Here is a 25,229-nt window from a genome sequence, read left to right as displayed (position 1 = left end):
GCGCCCGACCACTCAAGGGAGAACACCATGCGATATCGCGTTCTGGGCCGGCACACAGGCCTTCGTGTCTCTGAACTCGTGCTTGGCACGGGCAACTTCGGTACGCGGTGGGGGCACGGCGCCGAGCCGGATGATGCCCGGCGCATGCTCGATGCATACCAGGCCGCCGGCGGCAACTTCCTCGACACGGCCGATACATACCAGTTCGGGGAATCCGAAGAGATCCTCGGCCATCTGCTGCAAGGGCGCCGTGATGACTTCGTCCTTGCGACGAAGTACACGCAAGCCGGCGGCAAGAGCGATGGCATTCTCGTTACGGGTAACAGCCGTCGCGCGATGGTGGCTTCCGTCGAGGCAAGCCTGCGCCGCCTGAAGACCGACCGGATTGATCTCTACTGGACGCACTTTCCGGATCGGGTGACGCCGGTCGAAGAAATCCTGCGAGGATTCGACGACCTCGCCCGCGCGGGCAAGATCCTTTACGCGGGCTTATCGGATTTCCCCGCCTGGCGCGTGGCTCGCGCGGTAACACTCGCCGAGGTGCGCGGCTCACTGCCGATTGCGGCGATACAGGTAGAGCACAGTCTCGTGGAGCGCACCACCGAACACGAGTTGCTGCCAGCCGCCGATGCGCTTGGCCTTGGCGTCGTCGCGTGGTCACCACTTGGAGGTGGCGTGCTCACGGGCAAATATCGACGCGGCGAGGGTGGGCGCAAGGAAGGTTTCGGTGGCCGCGTGTTCCAGGAGGAAAACAGCGCGCAACGCACGCGCATCGTCGATACGCTGCTCGCGATCGCTGACGAGACGGGACTCGACCCTGGAGCGCTCGCGATTGCCTGGGTCGCGCGCAAAGGGCCGTTGCCGATCATCGGGCCACGCAACGTGCAGCAACTGGAGAGCAACCTGCGAGCGACCGAGGTCAGGCTATCGGATGAACAGCTTGCGCGCCTGGACGAAGCGAGCGCGCTAGCGTCGATTTTTCCGCATAGCCTGATCGAGGATCCGGCGAACCAGCAGAAGGCATCAGGCGGGAAGCTGGATGATCTGGTGCTACCAACGCGCGAGGTGGCCTAGTCTGCACGCTTGCGCGACAGCTTTTTCGTGAGAGAGCCACCGGCCCGCTTGCTCACCGCGAAAAGCTGTCGCGCGCAGGGCGCGCTCCTACAGACGCCATGCACGAACCCGTCAGCGCAGCTGCACGTCGCCCAGCACCCACAGCTTCGGCCCCGGTTTGCCCGTGATCACGAAGCACAGGTCGTGCGTGCCTTCGCGCTTGGGCAGTATGCCGTCCAGCGTGGCGCGGCCGTCCTTCGCCTTGGCCAGCGGGATCGTCGTCAGCTTCGGACCGTCGCACGTGTCCTGGCGCACTTCGAGCTCGCCCGCGGCCGAGCGCGCCTTGCGCGAGACGATGCCGGCGGCGTCCTTCCACAGCGCGTAGTTGTACGGAAGGCGGTCGACCGTGACGGAAACGCCGTAGCGACCATCCAGCTTCACGTTCTTCCACTTCCAGCACGTGTCCATGATGTCGACCTTGTAGACCGGCCGCTTGCCGTCGACGGCGTTCGGCGACTCGAGGCGCAGCACGAGCTTGTCGCCGCACATGTCGAGTTCGTCGCTCGTCCGGCGCAGCAGCGACTTCGCGTCGATCTCGCGATCGCGCGGCCCCGCGAGGCCGAAGCCGCCGGCGAACGCGTTCGCGCGCACGGTGGTCGGCAGATCGACGTCGAACGGCGCCGTGTGCTCGGCGGACTGCGCGGTGGGCGCGGAGCCGTCGGTCGTGTAACGGAGCGTGCCGTAACCGGTCTGGTTCGACAGCGTGACCTTCGCCTTGCCATCGGGCGCGCCATCGGCGGTGATCGCCACGGCGAACGCGCCGTCGGAAGGCACGATGCCTGCCGAGCGATAGCGGGACATCTGCGCCGGCAGGCGCGCGACGAAGCCGTTCCAGTCGGCCTTCGGCGACCACGTGCGCTCGGCGAGCGCGGCGATGCGCGGGAAGATCGCATGCTGGGTGCGATACCAGTTCGGCAGGTATTCGGTGAACACCGTGACCTGCGCGCCGAGCACGTGGTTCGCCTTGTTCGCGGCGATCTCCGTCGGCACCGGGTCGAAATCGTAGAGGGTCTTCAGCGTCTGCTCCGACGGACGGCCCGGCGGCTCGTCGGGCAGCGTCGACTGCAGGCGGTCGAGGTAGAGCGTCGGCGACGGCGCCATGACGACGTCGTGGCCGGCGTTCGCGGCCTTGATCGCGCCGGCGGTGCCGCGCCACGACATCACGGTGGCGCTGGCGGGCACGTCGCCGTCGAGGATTTCATCCCAGCCGATCAGTCGCCGGCCGTGCTTGTCGAGGTACGTGCCGATGCGCGCGATGAACCAGCCCTGCATCTTCTCCTCGTCGTCGATGCCCAGCGATTTCATCTTCGCCTGCACCGTCTTCGAGCGCTCCCATTCGTCCTTCGCCGCTTCGTCGCCACCGACGTGGACGTACGTCGACGGGAAGATCGCCATCACCTCGTCGAGCACGTCCTGCAGGAACGTGAACGTGCCATCGTCGACGTTGTACAGCGCAGTGTTGACGCCCCAGTCCGTCGAGACGCCGAGTTTCTTCGCGCCGGCGCCGACCTTCGGATACGACGCCACCGCCGCCTGCGCGTGACCGGGCATCTCGATCTCCGGCACCACGGTGATGTGACGCTCGGCGGCGTACGCGACGATCTGCTTCGCCTCGTCCTGCGTGTAGAAGCCGCAATACGGCTTGTCGGCGTCGCCGGTGAGCGCGACGTCCGGACCCACGGTCTTGCGGCACGCGCCGGTTTCCGTGAGCTTCGGGTATTTCTCAATCTGCAGGCGCCAGCCCTGGTCGTCGGTCAGGTGCCAGTGGAACGTGTTGAGCTTGTGCATCGCCATCTGGTCGAGCAGGTGCTCGATGTCGCTCACCGACTGGAAATGGCGGCTCGAATCGAGCATCAGCCCGCGCCACTCGAACCGTGGCGCGTCGACGATGTGCACGCCCGGCACGCCGTTCTGCGCGGCGGGATCGGTCAGCAGCTGCCAGTACGTGACGGCGCCATAGAAGAGACCGGTTTCGTCGTTCGCGGCGATGCGCACGCCGTTGCCGTCGACATCCAGCGTGTACGCCTCGCGGCCCTTCACCGTCGACACGGTCGCGAGCGAGATACCGCCCTTGCCCTTGCCTTCGACGATCGCGGGTGTGATGCCGCGTGCCTGGCGGATCCATCCCTGCAGCTGCGTCGCGACGTGCTTCGCCTGCGTGTCGCCCGCCGCGACGCCGATCGTGGTCATCGCATCGAGGCGGAAATGACCGGGAACGCGCTGCACCTGCGCCGGCATGGGAATCAGCGAGAGTGGCGCGGTGTCGACCGGTGCGGCCTCCTGTTTCGGTTGGCTGGCGCATGCGGCAAGGCCAGCGGCCATCGCGAGGAGGAGGATTCGGCGCATCGGGGGATCCTGTCGGTCGAAAGTCGTTCGATTGTGGCCGGGAAACGGGAGCGCCGCTACCCGGCAAAAAAACGGGCCCGATGAAGAGGCGTCGGGCCCGAGGGGAATGAAGCATCGAGGTATCGCGTTCGCGGCCGTCCGTGGCCGCGTTCCGTCGCGTGTGTCAGAGGTCGAAATGCACCGAGGCCATGTAACGGCGACCCGTGGTGTATTTCGCCGCCGGCATCGAGGTGACGCCGAGGTACTGCTTGTACTTCTCGTTGGTCAGGTTCATGCCCGCGAGCGTGAACGACACCTGCTGGTTGAGCTTCCAGCCGAGCGTGGCGCCGAGGTCGCCATAGTCGGCCGTGGTGGCCGGCGGCGCGCCGGCGATGTAGCCGCCCGCGAGGTACTTGCTGCGCCAGTTGTACGTGATGCGGGCGCTGAACGGACCCATTTCGTAGTACGGGCTCACCGAGTACGAGTTCTTCGAGTTGTACGGCAGCGCGCCACCCGAATCCAGCGTGCCCTTGGCGTAGGTGTAGTTCGCCGTGACGCCGAAACCCGTATCCCAGAACGCCTGCTGATAGCTGACGCTGCCACCACGCACCTTGCCGGACCCGGTGTTGCGCGGACGGCTGATCGAGTACGTGCAGAACCCGTCCGGCGTGCAGAGGCCCTGTGCCACCTGGCGTGCGAACGTCGTCGGGTCGTTCTGGAGACCGGAGTTGAACTGGGTTTCGTTGGCGGAGTCGACGACGGTGTAGTTGTCGATCTGCTTGTAGAACCCGGTGATGGCGAGGTACGACTGCGGGGCGAAATACCACTCCGCGGCGAGCGAGTAGTTCTTCGACTTGTAGTTCTTCAGGTCGGGGTTGCCACCCGAGCCGGTGAGCACCGAGTCGTTGAGGAACAGGTTGTTCACCTGCATGTTGTACGGCGGACGGGCGATGACCTTGGCGGCCGCCGCGCGCAGCACGACGTCGTCGGTGAGGTCGTAGGCCACGTTGAGGCTCGGCAGCCAGTTCTTCGTCGTGCGCGACGACGTCTGCCACGAACCCGCGGGGGCCGGCAGGACCGGGGCGCCGCTGTAGTTGAAGCCGGTGCCGTCGGTCTTGGTGTCGACATAGCGGACGCCCACGTTGCCGTGGAAGCCGCCGCCGGCGAAGTTGGCCTGGATGTACGCCGCGTTGGTCTTCTCGACCAGCTTGTACGTGCCGTTGAGGTAGGTGCCTGGATCTTCCCTGCCCTGGTTCGTGTTGCGCACCCACGCGTACTGCGCGTCGCGATCCGGGATGATGTGGCTGGACGATCCGTTCAGCGCGCCACCGAACGCGTCGAGCGTATCGGTGTAGCCGCTGGTGCCGAGCTCGGCGAGGTTGGTCGGGGCGTTGCCGCCGTAGACGTGCGCCTGCATGCCTTCTTCGTGACGGTTCCAGCGATAGCCGACGGCGATTTCGTTGAAGAACGAGTCGAAGTACTTCGAGAAGTCGAGCTGACCGTACGTATCGCGCGAGCTGGCCGAGTAGTCGCCATAGTTGCCGGGCCAGCCGCCGAGGCCGTCGACGTCGCCCATGTGCCAGTTCGCCGGATCGCGCGCGGCCGCCGGGTTGTCGAAGTTGAAGCCGCGGTTGATGTCCCAGGTGTAGCCGCCGGCGTACACCGGCTCCATCACCGCCTGGGAGATGTTGTCGTTGCGCGCCTTGCTGTAGCCCGCCGCGCCTCCCAGCTTCCAGCCTTCGCCGCGGTATTCCGACTTCAGGTCGAACGCCGACGTGCGGACGACCGACTTGCGGATGTTGCTGTCGAAGGTGCCCTGCGCGATGGCCGGGCAGTTCGGCGAATCGTTGCCGCAGACGTGACCGCCGGTCACGACGCCGTTCGGGCCCTGGATGAAGCTGGTGACGTTACCCGGCGTCGCGCCGGTGAACGGATACAGCGACTGGTTCCAGTTGTCGAAGTTCTCCCGGACGAACAGGTTGTTGATGTCGATGTCCCAGTTGTTCGTCGGATGGATCTGGAAGCCCAGGGTCGCGGTGTCGCGCTTGCGCTTCTGCTGGAACCATGCCGAGTTCACTTCGTCCGGCACCATCGCGTTGGGATCGAGCGTGCCGTTGGCGATGCCGGCGGCGACGGCCGGGCTCGGCGCCCACTTCGACACCGGGCTGTAGCTGAAGATCTCGAAGCCCTGGCGATCGATCTTCTCCTCGAAATGCTGGATCGAGGCGATCATGCCGAAGATGTTGTTGGCATCTTTCCAGCTGTACAGCGCCGAGGCGTTCGGACGCGTGCCCGCGGTGCCCTGGTCGTTGTAGTTCAGGCCGAACGAGCCACGGATCGTGTTCGCCGGCAGGTCGAGCGGCTTGAGCGTGTGGAGCAGGATCGTGCCGCCGAGGCTGCCTTCGGGAAGGCGCGCTTCCGGCGACTTGTATACCTCGAGGCGACCCACGATTTCCGGCGCGAGCATGGTGAAGTCGAAGCCGCGGTTGGGCTGCGCGCCGTACTGCCACGGCGTCTGCGAGATCGGCTGGCCGTTGAGGAACGTGAGGTTGAGGCTGGGATCCGTGCCGTCGATCGACACGCGATCGCCCTGGCCGAACTGGCGATCGATGGTGACGCCGGGGATCTGCGTCATCGCTTCGGCGACGTTGGTGTTCGGGAACTTGCCGATGTCCTCGGCGGTGACGGCTTCGACGACGGCGTCGGCGTTGCGCTTGGTGTCGAGCGACTTCTCGAGGCTGGCACGGATGCCGGTGACGGTGATGCCCTCGAGTTCGGCCGCCTTGGCGGCCTCGGCTTTCTCCTGGGCGGTCTGCGGCTTCGCCGTCGCGCCGGACGCATCCTGCGCGGCGACGGTTCCGGTGATACAGCACAGGCCGGCGATGATGCTCGCCGTCAGCAGGTTTCTACGATGCGACATGATGTCCTCCCCTCAGAGGATGAAGGCGACGACGGGTTTCGCGGCCGCGCCGTGCCTCGTTGCTATCGAAGGGTCTTTCGACCCGGTTTTTCGAACGACGCCCTACGTTCCTTTCGCCGCTCTTCAATGAGCGGTCGAACCGTGCAGGTAGAGACCGGCGGCACCGATCACACCCAACTGTCCGTGGTCCATCAGACGTACCGGCACTTGCTGGAGAAAGGCGCGCATGACGCCCTTGTTGAAGAACCTGTTGGCGAAGCTGCTGGCGATGAGGTGGTCCCGCACCTGCGGCAGGATGCCGCCGGCGAGGTACACGCCGCCGCGGGCGCCGTAGAGCATGGCCAGGTCGCCCACGAAGCTGCCGAGCAGCCCGCAGAACACGTCGAGCGCTTCCGTCGCCGCGGCATCGCTGCCCTCGAGCGCGGCCGCGGTGACGGCGGCGGGTTCGGCCAGCGTGGCGGCCGTGCCGCCCAGCGTGGAAATGGCCCGATAGAGATTGACGAGGCCGGGGCCCGAAAGGGCGGTCTCGTACGAAACGTAATCGCGCGTCCGGGCGAGCTCGCCCAGGATCGCGACCTCGCGCGCGTTGCCGGGCGCGAGGGAAATCTGTCCGGCCTCGGTCGGCAGCACCGTGCAATGCGGCTTTCCGGGCAGCAGCACCGCGGAGCCGAGGCCCGTGCCGGGACCCATCACGAGGATCGGGCCCTCCGCCGGTGCGGCGTCGGTGGCGATGATCGGCGTGGTTTCGTGGCTCTGCAGGAACTGGCAGGCGTAGGCGACGGCTTCGAAGTCGTTGACCACGGCGAGGCCCGCCAGACCGAGCGACTCGCGGATGTCGCCGATCGACACCGGCCAGGGCAGGTTCTCGTTGACGATCGCATCGCCGAGCACATAGCCCGCGCTGGCGACCGCGCAGTGCTCGATCGCCTGATCGCCCTCGAGGTGACCGACAAAGTCGCGAAGCACCGCGGTCAGGCTGGGCCATTCGGCGCAGGCGTAGCGTTCATAGCGCAGGACGTCGATGGCGGTCGAGCCGGCGGCACGACGGACGAGGCCGATACGGGCATGCGTCCCGCCCACGTCCGCGGCGAGGAATGCCCCGGTCCGCGACGCACGCACGAGATCCCGCTGCTTGGCCGATTCGCCCACGCCCTGCCCCTTGTGCCCTGACCCGCTCTCGCGTCGTCACCCGAACGGTGGACGGCGCCCCTTGTCGGAGCCGAGTCTGTTTGGCAGATGACAACGTTGTCAACCGGACAAATGGCCGAGACAGGGCGGATTCCATAACGCACCGCAACAGGAAACGTTTGCGCCTCGCCGCAGCGCGACGGCGCAGAATCCGCGTTGCCCGGCCCGAGACGGGGGTTGGGACGGCGGATCAAGGGCTTGACGCGGCGCGGCATCGAAAGTGGCGCGCCATGCCACAGGTCATGGGCGGGCTCGCCGGGGCGATTGACAACGTTGTGCATGCAGGTCGATAAAGGGACAAATCGGGGAGCATCCGGCGGTGCCGCCGTCATCGATGCGACATTCATCCAGAGGGAAACCATCCATGTCATCCACAGTGGTTGGCGTCGACGAGACGCGTCATTCCAGCCTGATCCCGATGATCATCATCGGCGTGCTGTTCTTCATCTTCGGCTTCGTGACGTGGCTGAACGGCCCGCTGATCACCTTCGTCAAGCTCGCCTTCGACCTCGACGACGTCGGCGCCTTCCTGGTGCCCAGCGCGTTCTACCTCTCGTACTTCTTCCTCGCCCTGCCCTCGTCGTTCATCCTGAAGAAGACGGGCATGAAGAAGGGCATGGGACTCGGACTCTTCGTCATGGCCATCGGCGCCGTGATGTTCGGCCAGTTCGTGACGATGCGCGTCTATCCCGGCGCGCTCACGGGCCTGTTCGTCATCGGCGCGGGCCTGTCGCTGCTGCAGACGGCCTCCAACCCGTACATCTCCATCCTGGGCCCGATCGACAGCGCGGCGCAGCGCATCGCCTTCATGGGCATCTGCAACAAGGCCGCCGGCTTCCTCGCCCCGTTCGTGTTCGGCGCGGTGGTGATGAGCAACATCGGCACGTTCGACAAGCAGATCGCGGCGGCCACCGATCCGGTGGAGCGCGAGGCCCTGCTCAACGCGTTCGCGGCGAAGGTGCACATGCCGTACATGGTGATGGCCGGCCTGCTGGTCGTGCTGGCCGTCTGGGTCGTGCGTTCGTCGCTGCCGGAAATCCGCGCGTCGCACGACAACTCCGAGCGCGCCATCGGCCACGACAAGGGCAGCCTCTTCAGCTTCCCGCACCTGTGGCTCGGCGTGCTCTGCCTGTTCGTGTACGTGGGCGTGGAAGTGATGGCCGGCGATGCGATCGGCACCTACGGCCAGGGCTTCGGCATGACGCCGGAAGACACCAAGCACTTCACCTCCTACACGCTCTTCGCGATGCTGCTCGGCTACGTGGCCGGCCTCGTGCTTATCCCGAAGTTCGTCTCCCAGCACACCTACCTCGCGATCTCGGCGGTGCTCGGCGTGCTCTTCTCCATCGGCACCTACGTGACCACCGGCTACACCTCGGTGGCCTTCGTGGCCGCGCTCGGCTTCGCCAACGCCATGATGTGGCCGGCGATCTTTCCGCTCGCGATCAAGGGCCTCGGGCGCCTGACCGAGTTCGGCTCCGCGTTCCTCATCATGGGTATCGCGGGTGGCGCCATCGTGCCGCTGGTCTTCGCCCACCTGAAGCAGGTCTACAATTTCCAGGCCGTGTTCCTGGTGATCATGGCGGTCTGCTATCTGTACATCCTCTTCTACGGCGCCGTCGGGCACCGGATCGGGCAGCACCTGAAGAAGTGAACCGTATTCGCGCCGCGACGGCCATCCGCTAGGATGGCCGTTCCGCCATCGAGGGGTCGATCAGATTGCGTAGTCCTACCATCAAGGACGTGGCCGAGCGGGCCGGCGTGTCGCTCAAGACCGTCTCCCGCGTCATCAACCACGAGCCATCCGTGCACGCGCGGACGCGCGACCGGGTACAGCGCGCGATCGAAGCGCTCGACTACCAGCCCGACCAGGCGGCGCGGAGCCTGCGCAGCCAGCGCACGTACGCGCTGGGCCTGGTCTACGACAACCCGAACGCCCATTACGTCATCGCGATGCAGAACGGCGTGCTCTCGGTGTGCCGCGAGCGCGGTTTCGGCCTCCAGATCCATCCCTGCGACGCCTCGGCGGCGCGCCTGGCGGACCAGCTCGGCGACCTCGTGCGGCGCAACCGGCTGGCCGGGCTCGTGCTCTGTCCGCCGATGTCCGAGCAACCGGCGCTGCTTGCCGCGCTGACTGAACAGAAGGTGCCCTTCGTGCGGATCATTTCCGCGCGGCAGGATCCGAAGGACGGCTGGCCCTGCGTCTTCGTCGACGACCGCGACGCGGCCTACGCGATCACCGAACACCTGATCCAGCTGGGTCACCAGCGCATCGGCTTCCTCTGGGGCGGCAAGGAGCATCGTTCCAGCCCGGAGCGCTACAAAGGCTACGAAGACGCGCTGCGCGCCTATGGCATCGCCGTCGACAAGCGACTGGTGGTCGAGGGCGACTATTCCTTCGACGACGGATTCCGCGGCGCGCGCAAGCTGCTCGCGCTGAAGGAGCCGCCGACGGCCATCTTCGGTTCGAACGACGAGATCGCCGCCGGCGTGCTCGCCGCCGCGCGTTCGGGCGGTGTCGACGTGCCGTGGGAACTCTCGATCGCCGGCTTCGAGGACAGCCCGTTCTCGAAGCAGTCGTGGCCCGCGCTCACGACCGCGCGGCAGAACACCGAGGAGATCGGCCGTCACGCCGCGCAGCGACTGATCGCGGAGATCGAACGCGAGGGCGACCACCACATCATCGAGAACGAGGGCTTCAGCCCCGATCTCGTCGTGCGCGGCTCGACGGCGCCGCGGCGGCTCCAGAGCTAGCCGAGCGTCGCGTCGCTTACGCCGTGGTCATCACGCCGATCGCCGCGATGGCGATGGCGAGGCCGAGCCAGTTCAGCCACGAGAGCTTCTCGCGAAAGCCGAGCGCGCCGACCAGCGCGCCGAGCACCACGACGCCGACGTTCATCGCCGCGAACACCAGCGACGGCGAATCGGGCAGGGCCTGGTGGCCACGCACGTAGAACAGGATGTTGGCGAAGTTGGCGACGCCGAGCAGCGCGCCGAAGCCGATGCTGCGCATCGCGACGGGCGCCGTGCCCATGGCGGCACGCACGATCACGGCGATCCAGCAGAGCACCATCGCGATCAGGAAGGAAGCGAGCAGCGCGCTGGCGAACGGCGCGCCCGCCTGCGCGACGAGCTTGAAGCTGATGTCGATGGCGCCGAACCCCGCGAACACGGCCAGCGGCGCGAGCAAGCCGCCTTGCGCGGCCGTGCCGCGATCCTTGCGCCACAGCACGCACGCGACGGCGACCAGCGCCAGCAGGATGCCGACGAGCTTCGTCCCGGTCAGCGTGTCACCGAGGAACGCGAAGGCGGCGAACAGCGAAACAAACAGCGAAAGCCGTTGCGCCACGTCCGTCCGCACGATGCCCGCGCTGCGCACGGAGCGCGCGAGTACCAGGAAGATCGCGGGGAGCAGCACGCCGAGCAGGACGAGCGGTGCCCAGGTGGCGCGGGCGTCGATCGCGGCGCGCGGCGTCGCGCCCAGCAGCAGCGCGGCGAGCGCCGCGGCGACGACGTAGTTCGTCGCGACGGCCTGCACGATGTCGACGTTGGCGCGCCGGGCGAGCTTGAGCAGCACCGAGACGGTCACGCTGAAGGCGACCGCGAGGAGGATGTAGGTCATGGCGGCGTAGAGAGTGTCGAAGGTCGCGAGAATGACACAGGATCATGGGCCCTCACGCGCCAATCGCCGCTACGATCGGCTCCCACCCTCCGGAAGGACGGGAGTCGATCATAGCGACTGTTCAGCCCTTGCGCGGCAGCTGCGCGGCTTCGCGCGCCAGCGCCTCGATACCCGCCCAGTCCGACGACGCGAGCTTGTCCGCGGGGGTGAGCCACGAGCCGCCGACGCAGGCGACGTTCGGCAGGCTGAGGAAATCGCCGGCGTTGGCGAGGCTGATGCCGCCGGTCGGGCAGAAACGGATCTGCGGCAGGGGGCTGGCCCAGGCGCCGATCAGCTTCGCGCCGCCGGCGGGAACGGCCGGAAAGAACTTCTGGAAACGGTACCCACGCTCGAGCAGTTCCATCGCCTCGCTGGAGGTGGCGGCGCCCGGCAGCAGCGGGAGTTCGGAGTCGTCGGCGGCATCGAGCAGGCGCGGCGCGCTGCCCGGCGACACGGCGAACTTCGCGCCGGCCTTGAGCGCGTTGTCGAGGTCGCGCGCGGTGAGCACGGTGCCCACGCCGACAAACGCGCCTTCCACTTCCGCGGCGATCGCGCGCACGGCGTCCAGCGCGGCAGGCGTGCGCAGCGTCACCTCGATGGCCGGGATACCGCCGGCGACGAGCGCGCGCGCCATGCCCACGGCCTTCGACGCGTCCTCGATGATCACGACGGGGACGACCGGCGCGAGGCGCAGGGTGGATTCGACGCGCTGCTGCTTTGCTTCGTTGCTCATCTGCTACTCCGGTGGATCAGAAGACGCCCGCACCGAGGTCGGCCGTGACGGCGGACTGGCGGAACATGGCGAAGAGTTCGCGGCCCATGCCCGTGTGGTGCACGGCCAGGTCGACGTTGTCGGGGATGCGGCTGTTCCATTCGTCGGCGTCGACGAGCACCTCGATCGTGCCCTCGTTCGCGTCTAGGCGGACGAGGTCGCCCGTGCGGATGCGCGCGATCGGGCCGCCCGCTTCGGCTTCGGGCGTGACGTGGATGGCCGCGGGCACGCGGCCCGACGCGCCGGACATGCGTCCATCGGTCACCAGCGCGACGCGGTGGCCGCGGTCCTGCAGGAGGCTGAGCGTCGGCGTGAGCTTGTGCAGCTCGGGCATGCCGCGAGCGCGCGGACCCTGGAAGCGCACGACCGCGACGAAGTCGCGATCCAGCTCGCCGCGGTCGAAAGCGGCCTTCACGTCGTCCTGCTCGTCGAACACGATGGCCGGCGCCTCGACGACCATGCGGTCTTCCGGCACCGACGACACCTTGATGACGCCGCGGCCGACGTTACCCTTGAGCATGCGCAGGCCGCCGTCCTGGCGGAACGGCTCCGCGATCGAGCGCAGCACGCCACGGTTGCCGCTCTCCTTCGATACCGGCTTCCACACCAGCGTATCGCCCTCCAGCGACGGCGCGTTGCGATAGTGGTGCAGGCCCGGACCCATGATCGTGTTGACGTCGGCGTGCAGCAGGCCCGCGTCGAGCAACTGGTCCATCAGGAAGCCCATGCCGCCGGCCTCGTGGAAATGGTTCACGTCGGCATAGCCGTTCGGATAGACCCGTGCGAGCAGGGGCACCACCGCGGAAAGCGCGTCGAAGTCGTCCCAGCGCAGTTCCACGCCGGCGGCGCGCGCGATGGCGACGAGGTGCAGCAGATGATTCGTGGAGCCGCCGGTGGCGTGCAGGCCGACGACGCCGTTGACGACCGAGCGCTCGTCGACGATGTGGCCGAGCGGCAGGTACTGGTCGCCGAGCGAGTCGATGGCGAGCACGCGCTCGACCGTCGCGCGCGTCAGCGCGTCGCGCAGCGGCGTATCCGGCGCCTCGAAGCTCGCACCCGGAAGGTGCAGCCCCATGATCTCCATCAGCATCTGGTTGGAGTTCGCCGTGCCGTAGAACGTGCAGGTGCCCGAGCCGTGGTACGAACGCGCTTCCGCCTCGAGCAGTTCCGCGCGCGTGGCCTTGCCCGCGGCGAACGCCTGGCGGACCTTCGACTTCTCCTCGTTCGGAATGCCCGACGGCATCGGGCCCGACGGCACGAACGCGGACGCGAGGTGACCGAAGCTGAGCGCGCCGATCAGCATGCCCGGCACGATCTTGTCGCAGATGCCGAGGTACAACGCGCCTTCGTACATGTCGTGCGAGAGCGACACCGCGGTGGCCATGGCGATGAGGTCGCGCGAGAACAGCGACAGCTCCATGCCCGGACGGCCCTGCGTGACGCCGTCGCACATCGCGGGCACGCCGCCGGCGACCTGCGCGGTAGCGCCGAAGTCGCGCGCCGTGCGCCGGATCAGCTCCGGATAGCGCTCGTAAGGCTGGTGCGCCGAAAGCATGTCGTTGTACGACGTGACGATCGCGATGTTCGCGGCGTGGCCGTTGCGCAGCGCGTCCTTGTCCTTCTCGGCGCATGCGGCGAAGCCGTGCGCGAGGTTGCCGCACGAGAGGTGATGGCGCTTCGCGCCCTTGCCGCGCGCGGCGTCGATCTTGGCGAGGTACGCGGCACGGGATTCGCGGCTACGCTCCACGATGCGCCGGGTCACCTCGGCGAGGATGGGATGGGTGGTCATGGCATGTTCCTGAGGCTTTGACCGCGCCCCGCGCCGCGCCGGCACGGGACTGTCGGGTGGATCGCCGGCACGGCGCCGGGACGACCCGTTGCCGCGCGTGTCCCGCGCGGCGGTAAGGCATGGGTGGTTACGGCGCCCAGTAGACCTCGACCGGGCCCTTCGCGTTCTTCAGCACGGCACCGATGGGGTAATCCTCGCCGGCCTCGGCTTTCGCGAGGATGTCCTTCTTGTCGGCGCCTTCGATATGCACGTAGAGCGCGCGCGTATCGAGCACCTTCGGCAGCGTCAGCGTGATGCGCGGCTCGCCGGCGTCCGGCGCGCGCATCGACAGCACCGTCTTCGTGCCCTTCGGATCGAGCGCCTCCGCGAGGTTGTCGCCGCCGGGGAAGAACGACGCGGTATGCCCGTCGCCACCCATGCCGAGGATCACGACATCGAACGGCAGGCCCAGCGCGTCGACGCGCGCGCCAACCGCGCCCAGCGCCTTGTCCACGTCGTCCGCGTGCGCCTTGTCGAACAGCGGCAGGAACGTGGCCGCGTGGGCCTCGTGGTGGAGCAGGTGGGCCGCCACCAGGCGAGCGTTGGAACGCTCGCTGTCGACGTCGACCCAGCGCTCGTCGACGAGCGTGATGGCGACCTTCGACCAGTCGATCTCCTGCTCGGCGAGCACGGCGAACATCATCTTCGGCGTGCTGCCGCCGGAGACGGCGAGCGTGGCCTTGCCTCGCGCATCGATGGCCTGCTTCAGCTTCGCGGCGACGTCGCGCGCGAGCTGGTCGGCGAGCGACAGCTTGTCGGTGAATTCATGGCGTTCGATCTTGGCGTTCATGCGGCATCCTCGGCCCAGGTACGGCCATCGCGTTCGATGAGCGCCACGGCGGCGCTCGGACCCCAGGTGCCCGCGGTATACGGCTTCGGCGTGTCGCCGCTGGCTTCCCACGCGTCGAGGATGGGGCCGGCCCACTTCCATGCCGCCTCGACCTCGTCGCGACGCATGAACAGGGTCGGATTGCCACGCACGACGTCGAGGATGAGCCGCTCGTAGGCGTCGGGCTGCTGCACGCCGAACGCCGCCGCGAAGCTCATGTCGAGCGGCACGTGGCGCAGGCGCAGTCCGCCCGGTCCCGGATGCTTGATCGTCAGCCACAGCTTCACGCCCTCGTCCGGCTGCAGGCGCAGCGTCAGGCGGTTGGGCAGCAGCGGGCCGCTGGTCGGATCGAAGATGGAATGCGGCAGCTGGCGGAACGTCACCACGATTTCCGACACGCGGCTCGGGAGCCGCTTGCCGGTACGCAGGTAGAACGGCACGCCCGCCCAGCGCCAGTTACCGATCTCCGCCTTGAGGGCGACGAAGGTTTCGGTACGGGACTGGTCGCTGCCGAGCTCGTCGGAATAGCCCGGCACGCCCTGGCCCTCGGCGGCGCCGGCGCGGTACTGGCCGCGCACCGTGAGCTGGGCCGCGTTACGGGCGTCGATCGGGCGCAGCGAACGCAGCACCTTGAGCTTCTCGTCGCGCACGGCGTCCGGCGCCAGCGACGAAGGCGGCTCCATGGCGAGCATGCACAGCAGCTGCAGGATGTGGTTCTGCACCATGTCGCGCAGCGCGCCGGCGCGATCGTAGTAACCGGCGCGATGGCCGACGCCGACCGTTTCGGCGACGGTGATCTGCACGTGGTCGATGTGCTGCGCGTTCCACAGCGGCTCGAACAGCGCGTTGCCGAAGCGCAGCGCCAGCAGGTTCTGCACCGTCTCCTTGCCGAGGTAATGATCGATGCGATAGGTCTGCGATTCGCTGAAGACGCGGGCGACGGCGTCGTTGATCGCGTTCGCGCTCTCGAGATCGCGGCCGATCGGCTTCTCGAGCACCACGCGCGAGCGTTCGCCGTTCATGCCCAGCGAACCCAGGCGCTGGCAGATGTCGGTGAAGATGTCCGGCGACGTCGAGAGGTAGAAGACCCGGATGTGGTCGGCCTTCTCGGCCATCAGCGCGGCGAACTCGTCCCAGCCGTCGGCCTTGCGGGCGTCGAGCGAGCGATAGCCGATCATCGCGATGAACGCGTCGAGCTGGGCCGGGACGACGTGCGAAACACCCTTTTCGACCGCGGCGCGGACCTGCTCGCGATACGCCGCGTCGTCCAGACCCTCGCGCGCCACGCCGATGATGCGGCTCGACGCCTGGATCTGGCCGTCGGCGAAGCGGTGGTACATGGCAGGGAGCAGCTTGCGCACGGCGAGGTCGCCGGTGCCGCCGAAGATGACCAGATCAAACGGTTCGATCGGAAGGAGGGGAGCGCTCACGACGATGGCCTCACACAGGAACGGATGCCTCCGGATCGTACCAGTGACATACCAGGACGTACCAGCCCCGTACCACTGGACGCGACCATTCGCCGCCGTTCGAAACCACATGCTGCACCGCAAACGTTTGCACAGTGCATTTAGATCGTGCAAACGACCGTTTGAATGGCCGGCTGGTATGGCCGGGGTTGCATCTGCTTGCCCCAGTGGTCGGGGATTGGTATCTTCGCGGCATGGAAAGCGCCCTCGTCGCCGAATACCAGCGTCTGCACAACGACCCGGCCGTCCGGCAGCCGCTGGCGTACATGCGCCTGCGCCGCGCGATCCGCAACGTGATCGAGAACGGCGAGGTCCAGGTCGGCCACGCCCTACCGAGCGAACGCGATCTGGCCAGGGCCCTCACCCTGTCGCGGGTCACGGTGCGCAAGGCCATCGGCGGCCTGGTAGAAGACGGCCTGCTGACCCAGCGCCACGGCGCGGGCACCTTCGTCTCCGAGCGCATCGTCAAGCCGCTCTCGCGCATGACCAGCTTCACCGAGGATCTCCGGGCCCGCGGGCTGAACCCGCGATCGGAGTTCTTCGAAAGGGCGATCGGCGAGGTCACGCCCGAGGAAGCCATGGCGATGAATCTCTCGCCGGGCACGCAGGTGGTGCGCCTGCACCGTCTGCGCTACGCCGGGGACGAGCCGCTCGCCATCGAGCGCAGCGCCGTCCCGCTCGATCTCCTGCCCGATCCGGGCCTCGTGGAGGATTCGCTCTACGAAGCGCTCGACAAGCTCGGCAACCGGCCGCTGCGCGCGTTGCAGCGCCTGCGCGCCGTGGTCCTCGGGCCGGCGCAGACTCGCCTGCTTCGCCTCGGTGCCGGCAGCGCCGGCCTCAACATCGAGCGGCGCAGCTTCCTCGACGACGGACGCATCGTCGAATTCACCTGCTCCTGGTATCGCGGCGACATCTACGACTTCGTCGCGGAACTGCAGAGCGACTGACGGGCACGACCATCCCATGACGATCCATCCGCACGACACCCTGATGTTCCGCGAAGCGCACGAGACGGCGGAGGTCGTCGAGCGGCAGCTCGCGCTCAACGAGGCGGTCGTCACGGCCCTGGCCGAGCGCCTGCGCGCGAACCCGCCGCGCATGATCATCACCTGCGCGCGCGGCAGCTCCGACCACGCCGCCATGTACGCGAAGTACGTGTTCGAGACGCAGCTGGGCGTCGTCACCGCGTCGGCCTCGCCGTCGGTCACCTCGATCTACCACGCGAAGCAGAACCTCCAGGGCGCGCTGTACGTCGCCGTGTCGCAGTCCGGCAAGAGTCCCGACCTGGTGCGCAACGCCGAGGCCGCGAAGAAGGCCGGCGCGCTGGTGGTCGCACTCGTCAACGTCGTCGATTCGCCGCTGGCCGCCATCGCGGATGTCGTCGTGCCGCTGCACGCCGGCCCCGAAAAGAGCGTGGCGGCGACCAAGAGCTACCTAGGCGCGCTCGCCGCGATCCTGCACATCGCCGCGCGCTGGAGCGGCAGCGCCGCGATCGGCGAAGCGCTCTCCGCGTTGCCCGCGCAGCTGCGCCAGGGCTGGGACGCCGACTGGAGCGCGCTCACCGAAGGCCTCGTCGACGCGCACAACCTGTTCGTCGTGGGCCGCGGATTCGGCTTCGCGGCGGCGCTCGAAGCCGCGCTGAAGTTCAAGGAAACCTCCGGCCTGCACGCCGAGGCCTTCAGCTCCGCGGAAGTGAAGCACGGTCCGATGGCCCTCGTCGGCCCGGAGTTCCCCGTGCTCTTCTTCGCGCAGAACGACGACACGCTGCCCGGCGTGCTCGACGTGGCCGCCGAGTTCCGCAAGCGCGGCGCGAAGGTGTGGATCGCCGCGCCGGGCGCCACGGGCGAGGGCGTGCTTCCGCTGGTGGCCACCGCGCCGATCAACGCGCCGCTCGTCACCGTGCAGAGTTTTTACCGCGCCACCGCCGCGCTCGCGCTGAAACGCGGCTTCAACCCCGACGTGCCGCCGCACCTGAACAAGGTCACCGAGACGGTGTAGCGGGAGATGGGCGACGGGAGGCGGGGGCGGCAACCCCCATCCCCCATCTCCCACCTCCAAGAAAAGCCCGCCCCCCCGCAAAAGGCCCATCCCCCATGACCACCGCCCTCGTCAACGGCCGCGTTCTCACCGACAACGGATTCCAGGGCGGTTTCGCCGTGCTGATCGACGGTGACACCATCACCGGTCTCGCCCTGCCCTCCGATCCGCGCGTGCGCGCGGCGGAACGCCACGACCTCGGCGGCCGCACCCTGCTGCCCGGCTTCATCGACTGCCAGGTCAACGGCGGCGGCGGCGTGCTGTTCAACGACGCGCCGACCGTCGAGACCATTCGCACGATCGGCGAGGCGCATGCGAAGTTCGGCACCACGGGCTTCCTGCCCACGCTGATCAGCGACGACGCCGATGTGATGGCGAAGGCCATCGACGCCGTGAAAGCCGCCGTCGAACAGGGCGTTCCGGGCGTGCTCGGCATCCATCTCGAAGGCCCGTTCATCGCGCCGGAGCGCAAGGGCGTGCACGATCCGGCGAAGTTCCGTATCGCCGGCGCCGCCGATGTCGCGATGGTCGCCGGCCGCCACGGTGGCGTGACGTTGCTGACGCTCGCGCCGGAACGCGCATCGGCCGAGGTACTCGCGCAGCTGGTCGACAACGGCGTGATCGTCGCGGCCGGCCACACGGCCGCCGATTACGAAGTCACCCGTCGCGCGCTCGCCGCCGGCGTGCGCGGCTTCACGCATCTGTTCAACGCCATGACGCCGTTCACCAGCCGCGAACCCGGCGTGGTGGGTGCCGCGCTCGAAGACGCCGCGAGCTGGTGCGGCCTGATCGTCGACGGTCACCACGTGCATCCCGCGTCGCTGCGCGTCGCGATCGCCGCGAAGGCGCGCGAGAAGATGATGCTGGTGACGGACGCGATGCCGCCGGTCGGTTCGGACAACCCGAGCTTCGTGCTCAAGGGCGAGACGATCACGGTCCGCGACGGCGTCTGCCAGACGGCCGACGGCACGCTCGCGGGCTCCGCGCTCGACATGGCCACCGCCGTGCGCAACACGGTGAACATGGTCGGCGTGCCGTACGACGAAGCCGCCCGCATGGCCTCGACCTATCCCGCCGCCTTCCTGGGTCTCGGCGCCACGCACGGTCACATCGCCGCCGGCTTCCGCGCCGACTTCGTCGTGCTCGACGAAACGCAGCACGTGGCGGAAACCTGGATCGGCGGCGTACGCGTCCATACCGCGTGACGCCAGCATCCATCGCCGATACGATCGGCTCCCACTCCTCCGGTAGTCGGCCGACCGAAGGGTGGGAGCCGATCGCATCGGCGATGTCTTTCGTCGGCCCATAAAAAAGCCGGCGCTCCGCGCCGGCCAATCTGGGGAATCATCCTTCGTAAACGCGCCCGGATACGTCGTCCGGGCGCGTGTTGTCACGTCGCTCAGAGCGAGAAGTCGTAACGTACGCCGAGGCGGAAGTACCGCGGCGATTGGTACGCGACCGGGCGGCGGTAATCCGGGTTGACGGCGGGGAGGCCCGTCGCGTCGTCGACGGTGTCGAGCTCGCCCGTGTCGATCTGGGCGACCGTGCGCTGTTTGCCTGCGACGTTGAAGACCGCGGCGGTGAAGGCGAGCGGCTGGTTCGCACCCGCCCACGTCGGCCGGTATTCCGCGTTGAGATCGAGGCTCCAGGTCCACGGCAGTCGACCCTGCGAGCCGCGCGGCGCCGGCTGGAATCCGCACTCGAAGTACGATGCGCCGTACTGGATCGCGTCGACCGGATCCTGGCCGAGGCAGTTCTTCGGACGGCCCGTCGCCATCGCGACGTTGGCGCCGATCAGCCACTCGGGGGTCGCCTGCCAATAGCCGTACGCTTTCAGCTGGTGCGTGCGGTCGTTGGGCAAGGGGCCGTTCGAATACTGCATGATCTCGGGGGCGTCCCAGTCCTGCGTCACCGACGGATCGACCTGGCCGATGTCGGACTTCAGCTGACCTTCCGAGTTGCCGTAGCTGCGCGAGAATGTGTAGTCGACGCGTGCGTACCAGTTATCGGCGAGCTGGTGCTCGAGGTAGAGCTCCAGCGAGTAGTACTTGCGCTTGAGGTCCGGGAACGCCACGCCTTCCGGCGACGTGAAGTCGTCCTTCGTGAGCGCGAACGGCACCAGGGTGCCCTGGCTGTCGATGTCGACGAGGAAGGTGTTCGACTTGCCCGGATTGAACAGGTAGCAGCCGGGGATCGACGCGTTGGTGAGATCGATGCCGTTGCGGGCGGCGTATTTCTCGAACGGACGGGAATCGCAGAAGTCGTCGATCGAGCTCTTCAGCTTGCGCAGCGTGGCCTTGGCGCCGAAGCTCCAGTTGGCGTTGATAGCCTTGTCGAAGCCCAGGATGTATTCGTCCTGATAGTACGCGTCGATGCCCTGCGACGCGATCGTCTTCGGGTTGAGCGGCGTGCCGTCCTCGCCATTGAGGTAAGCGCGCGTGCCGATCTGCTGGATACCGGTCGGCTCGCCGTTCGCGGCCACGCCGGTGTAGGTGTAGTACTCCGAATAGTACGTCGAGGCGGATGCGCCGCGGATGGCCACGTTCGACGGGATCGCCAGATGGTAGCGGCCCGCGTTGCCGTAGATCTTGAACGTCGAATCGCCGAAGACGTCCCAGGTCAGGCCCAGTCGCGGGGCAAGCTGGTGGCGCTGCTTGACGTACGTCTGGCCGTCGCCGTTGATGTTCTTGAACTGCTCGTTGCGGAGGCCGATCGAAGCGAGCCAGCGGTCGGTGATCTGCCACTTGTCCTCGATGAACTGGGCTTCCTGCTCGACCTTCACGCTGGCGCCGGTGAGGAACAGCCGCTTCTGCGCATAGTAATCGACGCCCGGCGGACGGACGATGCCGCGGCTCGGGATGTCACCGGCCGGGCCGTAAATCCAGCGGTAGCCGCCCTCGTAGACGTTGCCGGAATACGATTCGAGCGTCTGGTTATCGACACCCGCGCGCAGGTCGTGGTCGCCGGCGATGTACTCGACGTCGAAGCGCCAGCCATGCGTCTTGTCTTCCGCACCCTTGCCGAGCACGGTGCCGTTGACCAGGCCGCATCCCGTAATCTGCTCGCTGGGCAGGCCACGGTTGTCGAGGATCCACGGACAGTTCGCGTTGCTGGCGTATGCCAGGTTGCGTTCGTGCACCGTCTTGCTGTGGCCGTACAGGGCGTTGATGGTCAGGTTGTCTGTGATATAGCCGGTGTACTTGCCAACGTACACGTCGCCGCCCGGTGCCGCGCCCGCGAGCGCATCGAAGTTCTTCAGGTTGTCGGTGCCGATATAGCCACCGCGCGCCTTGACGTCGTAGTCGTACGCATACACGCTGCGATCGACGTTGTTCTTGTCGCCGAAGCCGGTGACTTCGAGCAGGTGGTTGTCGGTGATATTCCAGTCGATCTTTGCCAGCCACTTGGTGGCCTTGGCTTCCTGGTATGTGCGCTGCGGCGCGACGATGCTGCTGGTGTTGCGGCTATCCGAACGCGTGAAGTCACCCGCGGCGTAGAGGAAGAGCTTGTCCTTGATCAGCGGTCCACTGATGTAGCCGGTGTACTGGACGTCGGTGCTCTTGTTGCGGCGACGGTTCTGCCACAGCGTGCCGTCTTCTCGGTAGATGCTGCGCGGCGTCTGCCGCAGGCCCTGCGGGGTAACGTAGAGACCGAGACCGGCCTTCCACTCGTTACCGCCGCGCTTGGTGACGATATTGATCACGCCACCGGTCGAGCGGCCGTATTCCGCGCCGTAGCCGCCGGTGAAGATCTGCTGCTGGTCGATCGCATCGAAGGGCAGGCTGACGAAGCCAAGGCCGGTGAGGGCGTTCGTGACCGAGTAGCCGTTGATGTAGTACTGGTTTTCCGAGGCGGACGAACCCCCGAACGAAGCCACGTTGCCGTAGCGCGCATCGCCGGCGACGACACCAGGTGCCAACAGCGCGGCGGCGGTCACGTCACGGGCGATGGGGATCTTCTGCAACTGCTGGGCGGTGAGCACCGTGCGTGAGTCCACCGACGAGACGTCGATGGCCGGCAGTGCCGTCCCGGTGACCTGCACGCCCTCGAGGTTCTGCGCCTCGGTGCTGCTGGCCACGGACGTGCCGAACGACACGTCCACGCCGCCACCGATATTGACCTGCACGTTGTCGCGCGTCTCGACGACGGTGCCGCCGCGCTCGAGCGAAACGCTGTACCTGCCGACCGGCAGCGACGTGGCGCGGTAACGGCCGTCGGCGTCGACGGTGATGTCGCGGGTGACGCCGGTATCGAGGTTGCGCACGTGGACGACGGAACCGTCGGCCTGCGCGACGCGGCCGAACACGACACCCGACGCATTGGACTGGGCCAGGACGGCACCGCTCGCGAAGCAGAGTGCGAGGGCTGAACAGAGGGCGGAACGGCGGATCGCTACGGCGCGATAGTCGGAACGTTGCATGTTTGTCTCCCCAGGAAACCGCAAGAAAAAGCCGGTCACAAAGCGCGGACCGGACGTTGTTCTCGATCGCCGTAAACCACGTCTCGCCAGCCTGTTCCCCTCCCGGGAAATCCAGCCGCCGGGACGCGTTCTCCCCGTGGCGTAACAAATCGCCCCTTACGGCAATCTGTTACGGTTGTAATCGAAGCATTTTGCGATGGTCAAGTGCATGTTAAGAACATTCAAGCGAAATCGTTTCGAGTCAACATGTTACGTGTTAGCTGCGGGCGCCACGTAATCGGTTACGTGAATCGCGGCCAGCTCCGCTGCCACCGATCGGGCGCAGTGACTTTCGGGGCCCTGCGCGGTAGCATCCGCGCCGTTCGGGTGTCCCGCTGGCGTCGGCCAGGGGATGAAACGGGAAGCCGGTGCGCCACGTCGTTCGTGGCAAGGCCGGCACTGCCCCCGCAACGGTAAGCGTCGACGGCTGGTCCCGGTCAGGGGCCCCGTGGAACCGGTCATGCGCCACTGCGAAAGCGGGAAGGCACCGGTTCCGGCCAGTCCTGGCACGCGCGAGTCCGGAGACCGGCCCGATGAAGCGACCCGCCCCTTGTCTGGCGGGCGCTCCTGTTTCGGTCGATTCGCGGAGGGCGGATCCGGACAGCCGCCGGGTCTTCCCTCCCGTTCGCCGTTCGCTGCCCGTCCTCCTCGCGCGACCTTTCGTATGGCCGCGTCACGCGGCGGAGGAAGACGGTTCCATGAAGAAGACCCTGCTCGCGACGGCCCTGCTGTCGTCCATCGCCATGGCGCACGCCGCGGACACCCCCGATCAGCTCGATGCCGTGGTGGTGACCGCCAACCGCGCGCCGACGCCGGTGGACGACGTGCTCGCACCGGTCACCGTGATCACGCGCGAGGACATCGAGCGCCTGCAGCCGGTCGAGCTGCGCGATCTGCTCACGGGCCTGCCGGGGGTCAACGTGGCCAACACCGGCGGCATCGGCCAGCAGACCTCGTTGTTCATGCGTGGCACGAACTCCGCGCACACGCTGGTACTCGTCGATGGTGTCCGCGTCGGTACCGTGGGTGCGGGCCTGCCCGCCTACGAGCAGCTGCCGGTCGACCAGATCGACCGCATCGAGGTCGTCCGCGGGCCGCGTTCGTCGCTCTATGGCTCCGACGCCATCGGCGGCGTCATCCAGATCTTCACCCGTCGCGGGCAGGCCGGCGAAGCGCCGACACCGTCGCTCTCCGTCACCGGCGGCAGCCACGGTTACACGGCGGGACAGGTCGGGATCTCCGGCGGCACGCAACACGCCTGGTACAACGCCAGCCTCGGCGGCCAGTACACCTCGGGCATCAATGCCTGCCGCATCGGCGCGGGCACGGCGTTCCAGGGCTGCTTCACCGACGAGCCCGACCACGACGCCTACCGCACGTACAACGGCGCGCTCTCGGGCGGCTACCGCTGGGACGATGGCACCGAGTTGACGGGCAGCTGGCTGCGCAGCAAGGGCGACATCGAATACGACGGCGACTTCCAGAACTTCACCCGTCGCTCGCAGCAGGTGGCCGGCGCGAAGCTCGCCTTCGATGCGATGGCCGACTGGCGCATGTCGCTGAGCCTCGGCCAGAACCAGGACCGCGCGGACAATTACCTCGACGGCGCGGACAAGACGCTCGACTTCGTCGATTACGGTGTCGACAAGGCGCGCGTGGGTTATCTGTATTCGAAGCGCAACCAGGCCACCTGGCAGAACGACTTCACGCTGGCGAAGGACCAGACGCTCTCGGTCGGCGTCGACTACCAGCAGGAAAAGCTCAAGAGCGATACGGATTACCTCAAGGACACCCGTAACAACACGGGCGTGTTCGCCCTCTACCAGGGCGTGTTCGGGCCTCACGAGATCCAGCTCTCGGCGCGCCACGACCACAACACGCAGTTCGGCAACCACACCACCGGCTCGGCGGCGTACGGCTTCCGCTTCGACAACGGCATGAAGGTCACGGCCTCGTACGGCACGGCTTTCCATGCGCCGACCTTCAACGACGAGTTCTACCCGTACGGCGCGCCGGTCGACCTGAAGCCGGAGAAGTCGCGGACCGCGGAGATCGGCCTGTCCGCCCGTCCCGGCGTGTGGAACTGGGCCGTCAACGCCTACCAGACCACGGTCGACGACCTGATCGGCTTCGACGCGAACTTCCTCCCGATCAACGTGAGCAAGGCGCGCATCCGCGGCCTCGAGGGCCAGGTCGGCGCCGATGTCGACGGCTGGCACGTGCGCGGCTACCTGACGTTCCAGCAGCCGGAGAACCGGGACGACGGCGTCCAGAAGGACAACCTGCTCGCCCGCCGCCCGCGCCGCATCGCGCGCGCCGACCTCGACAAGGACCTCGGTCCCGTCACCGTCGGCGGTTCGGTGTACTCGGCCGGCTACAGCTACGACGACGCGGCCAACACCCGCCGTCTCGGCGGCTACGCGACGGCCGACCTGCGCGCGACCTGGCACCTGGACACGGCGTGGAGCGTGCAGGGCCGGGTCGCCAACGTGGCCGACAAGCGCTACGAGACCGCGTCGTACTACAACCAGCTCGGGCGGACGTATTACCTGACGGTCCGCTATTCGCCGGTGCGTTGAGACCGAACCCGAACGGGGCACCCCTGCCTTCCGGCAGGGGCCCCACTAA

16 protein-coding genes and 1 riboswitch are annotated in these 25,229 nt (G+C 67.5%); of the genes, 7 read left to right on the top strand and 9 right to left on the bottom strand.

The window, feature by feature from the left end; genetic code table 11:
* Positions 1-27: 27 nt before the first annotated feature.
* Positions 28-1,074, top strand: coding sequence for an aldo/keto reductase (locus tag BMY69_RS01665; RefSeq protein ID WP_090175105.1), 1,047 nt, complete (start codon positions 28-30; stop codon positions 1,072-1,074).
* A 111-nt stretch (positions 1,075-1,185) separates the two neighbouring features.
* Here BMY69_RS01665 and BMY69_RS01660 read toward each other — a convergent pair whose 3' ends face one another.
* From BMY69_RS01660 to glk, 3 genes are all read right to left on the bottom strand, one after another.
* Entirely contained in the window at positions 1,186-3,459 is a 2,274-nt protein-coding gene (locus tag BMY69_RS01660; protein ID WP_090175104.1) for a family 20 glycosylhydrolase, read from the bottom strand.
* Positions 3,460-3,622: 163 nt separating this feature from the next.
* Positions 3,623-6,358, bottom strand: a complete 2,736-nt coding sequence (locus tag BMY69_RS01655; RefSeq protein ID WP_090175103.1) for a TonB-dependent receptor — start codon at positions 6,356-6,358, stop codon at positions 3,623-3,625.
* Positions 6,359-6,481: 123 nt separating this feature from the next.
* Positions 6,482-7,507 (bottom strand): glucokinase, encoded by a 1,026-nt coding sequence (gene glk, locus BMY69_RS01650; RefSeq protein WP_090175102.1) that lies wholly within the window; start codon positions 7,505-7,507, stop codon positions 6,482-6,484.
* A gap of 403 nt (positions 7,508-7,910) precedes the next feature.
* Between glk and BMY69_RS01645 the strand changes: the two genes are divergently transcribed.
* Both BMY69_RS01645 and BMY69_RS01640 read left to right on the top strand, forming a co-directional pair.
* The gene (locus BMY69_RS01645) at positions 7,911-9,200 is read left to right on the top strand and encodes a sugar MFS transporter (protein ID WP_090059009.1); all 1,290 of its coding nucleotides are present in this window, start codon (positions 7,911-7,913) and stop codon (positions 9,198-9,200) included.
* A 65-nt stretch (positions 9,201-9,265) separates the two neighbouring features.
* Positions 9,266-10,300 (top strand): LacI family DNA-binding transcriptional regulator, encoded by a 1,035-nt coding sequence (locus BMY69_RS01640; protein ID WP_090175101.1) that lies wholly within the window; start codon positions 9,266-9,268, stop codon positions 10,298-10,300.
* Positions 10,301-10,316: 16 nt separating this feature from the next.
* On the opposite strand, the gene BMY69_RS01635 is transcribed toward BMY69_RS01640, so the two are convergent.
* The 5 genes from BMY69_RS01635 to zwf all read right to left on the bottom strand — a co-directional run bounded on the left by BMY69_RS01635 (position 10,317) and on the right by zwf (position 16,066).
* Positions 10,317-11,168 (bottom strand): EamA family transporter, encoded by an 852-nt coding sequence (locus BMY69_RS01635; protein ID WP_090175100.1) that lies wholly within the window; start codon positions 11,166-11,168, stop codon positions 10,317-10,319.
* Between the two features lie 121 nt (positions 11,169-11,289).
* A complete protein-coding gene (eda, locus tag BMY69_RS01630; protein WP_090059017.1) occupies positions 11,290-11,940 on the bottom strand; it encodes a bifunctional 4-hydroxy-2-oxoglutarate aldolase/2-dehydro-3-deoxy-phosphogluconate aldolase in 651 nt (216 codons plus the stop codon).
* A gap of 16 nt (positions 11,941-11,956) precedes the next feature.
* Positions 11,957-13,768 (bottom strand): phosphogluconate dehydratase, encoded by a 1,812-nt coding sequence (gene edd, locus BMY69_RS01625; RefSeq protein ID WP_090175099.1) that lies wholly within the window; start codon positions 13,766-13,768, stop codon positions 11,957-11,959.
* Positions 13,769-13,895: 127 nt separating this feature from the next.
* The gene (gene pgl / locus BMY69_RS01620) at positions 13,896-14,597 is read right to left on the bottom strand and encodes a 6-phosphogluconolactonase (protein ID WP_090059022.1); all 702 of its coding nucleotides are present in this window, start codon (positions 14,595-14,597) and stop codon (positions 13,896-13,898) included.
* The gene (gene zwf, locus BMY69_RS01615; protein WP_254779456.1) at positions 14,594-16,066 is read right to left on the bottom strand and encodes a glucose-6-phosphate dehydrogenase; all 1,473 of its coding nucleotides are present in this window, start codon (positions 16,064-16,066) and stop codon (positions 14,594-14,596) included. Before zwf ends, pgl begins: the two co-directional genes overlap by 4 nt.
* 233 nt (positions 16,067-16,299) lie before the next feature.
* Here zwf and BMY69_RS01610 point away from each other — a divergent pair, with 233 nt between their 5' ends.
* The 3 genes from BMY69_RS01610 to nagA all read left to right on the top strand — a co-directional run bounded on the left by BMY69_RS01610 (position 16,300) and on the right by nagA (position 19,347).
* Positions 16,300-17,052 (top strand): GntR family transcriptional regulator, encoded by a 753-nt coding sequence (locus BMY69_RS01610; RefSeq protein ID WP_090059026.1) that lies wholly within the window; start codon positions 16,300-16,302, stop codon positions 17,050-17,052.
* Between the two features lie 16 nt (positions 17,053-17,068).
* Positions 17,069-18,103, top strand: a complete 1,035-nt coding sequence (locus BMY69_RS01605; protein WP_090175098.1) for an SIS domain-containing protein — start codon at positions 17,069-17,071, stop codon at positions 18,101-18,103.
* 95 nt (positions 18,104-18,198) lie between these two features.
* On the top strand, positions 18,199-19,347 hold the full coding sequence (gene nagA / locus BMY69_RS01600; protein ID WP_090175097.1) for an N-acetylglucosamine-6-phosphate deacetylase: 1,149 nt from the start codon (positions 18,199-18,201) through the stop codon (positions 19,345-19,347).
* Positions 19,348-19,541: 194 nt separating this feature from the next.
* Here nagA and BMY69_RS01595 read toward each other — a convergent pair whose 3' ends face one another.
* Complete coding sequence (locus tag BMY69_RS01595) at positions 19,542-22,562, bottom strand: TonB-dependent receptor (RefSeq protein ID WP_090175096.1); 3,021 nt, start codon at positions 22,560-22,562, stop codon at positions 19,542-19,544.
* 347 nt (positions 22,563-22,909) lie between these two features.
* A riboswitch (cobalamin riboswitch) is annotated at positions 22,910-23,150 on the top strand.
* A 149-nt stretch (positions 23,151-23,299) separates the two neighbouring features.
* Here BMY69_RS01595 and BMY69_RS01590 point away from each other — a divergent pair.
* Entirely contained in the window at positions 23,300-25,180 is a 1,881-nt protein-coding gene (locus tag BMY69_RS01590) for a TonB-dependent receptor domain-containing protein (protein WP_090175095.1), read from the top strand.
* Positions 25,181-25,229 lie beyond the last annotated feature (49 nt).

Source organism: Luteibacter sp. UNC138MFCol5.1 (genome assembly GCF_900110505.1).
Classification (GTDB): domain Bacteria; phylum Pseudomonadota; class Gammaproteobacteria; order Xanthomonadales; family Rhodanobacteraceae; genus Luteibacter.
The sequence above is the reverse complement of the archived record's forward strand: the minus strand, read 5'-3'. Positions and strand labels throughout refer to the sequence as shown.

Coding starts and splice junctions, on each gene's coding strand:
- BMY69_RS01665 (WP_090175105.1), top strand. CDS start 28: ATGCGATATCGCGTTCTGGGCCGGCACACAGGCCTTCGTGTCTCTGAA.
- BMY69_RS01660 (WP_090175104.1), bottom strand. CDS start 3,459: ATGCGCCGAATCCTCCTCCTCGCGATGGCCGCTGGCCTTGCCGCATGC.
- BMY69_RS01655 (WP_090175103.1), bottom strand. CDS start 6,358: ATGTCGCATCGTAGAAACCTGCTGACGGCGAGCATCATCGCCGGCCTG.
- BMY69_RS01645 (WP_090059009.1), top strand. CDS start 7,911: ATGTCATCCACAGTGGTTGGCGTCGACGAGACGCGTCATTCCAGCCTG.
- BMY69_RS01635 (WP_090175100.1), bottom strand. CDS start 11,168: ATGACCTACATCCTCCTCGCGGTCGCCTTCAGCGTGACCGTCTCGGTG.
- eda (WP_090059017.1), bottom strand. CDS start 11,940: ATGAGCAACGAAGCAAAGCAGCAGCGCGTCGAATCCACCCTGCGCCTC.
- edd (WP_090175099.1), bottom strand. CDS start 13,768: ATGACCACCCATCCCATCCTCGCCGAGGTGACCCGGCGCATCGTGGAG.
- pgl (WP_090059022.1), bottom strand. CDS start 14,597: ATGAACGCCAAGATCGAACGCCATGAATTCACCGACAAGCTGTCGCTC.
- BMY69_RS01610 (WP_090059026.1), top strand. CDS start 16,300: ATGGAAAGCGCCCTCGTCGCCGAATACCAGCGTCTGCACAACGACCCG.
- BMY69_RS01605 (WP_090175098.1), top strand. CDS start 17,069: ATGACGATCCATCCGCACGACACCCTGATGTTCCGCGAAGCGCACGAG.
- nagA (WP_090175097.1), top strand. CDS start 18,199: ATGACCACCGCCCTCGTCAACGGCCGCGTTCTCACCGACAACGGATTC.
- BMY69_RS01595 (WP_090175096.1), bottom strand. CDS start 22,562: ATGCAACGTTCCGACTATCGCGCCGTAGCGATCCGCCGTTCCGCCCTC.
- BMY69_RS01590 (WP_090175095.1), top strand. CDS start 23,300: ATGAAGAAGACCCTGCTCGCGACGGCCCTGCTGTCGTCCATCGCCATG.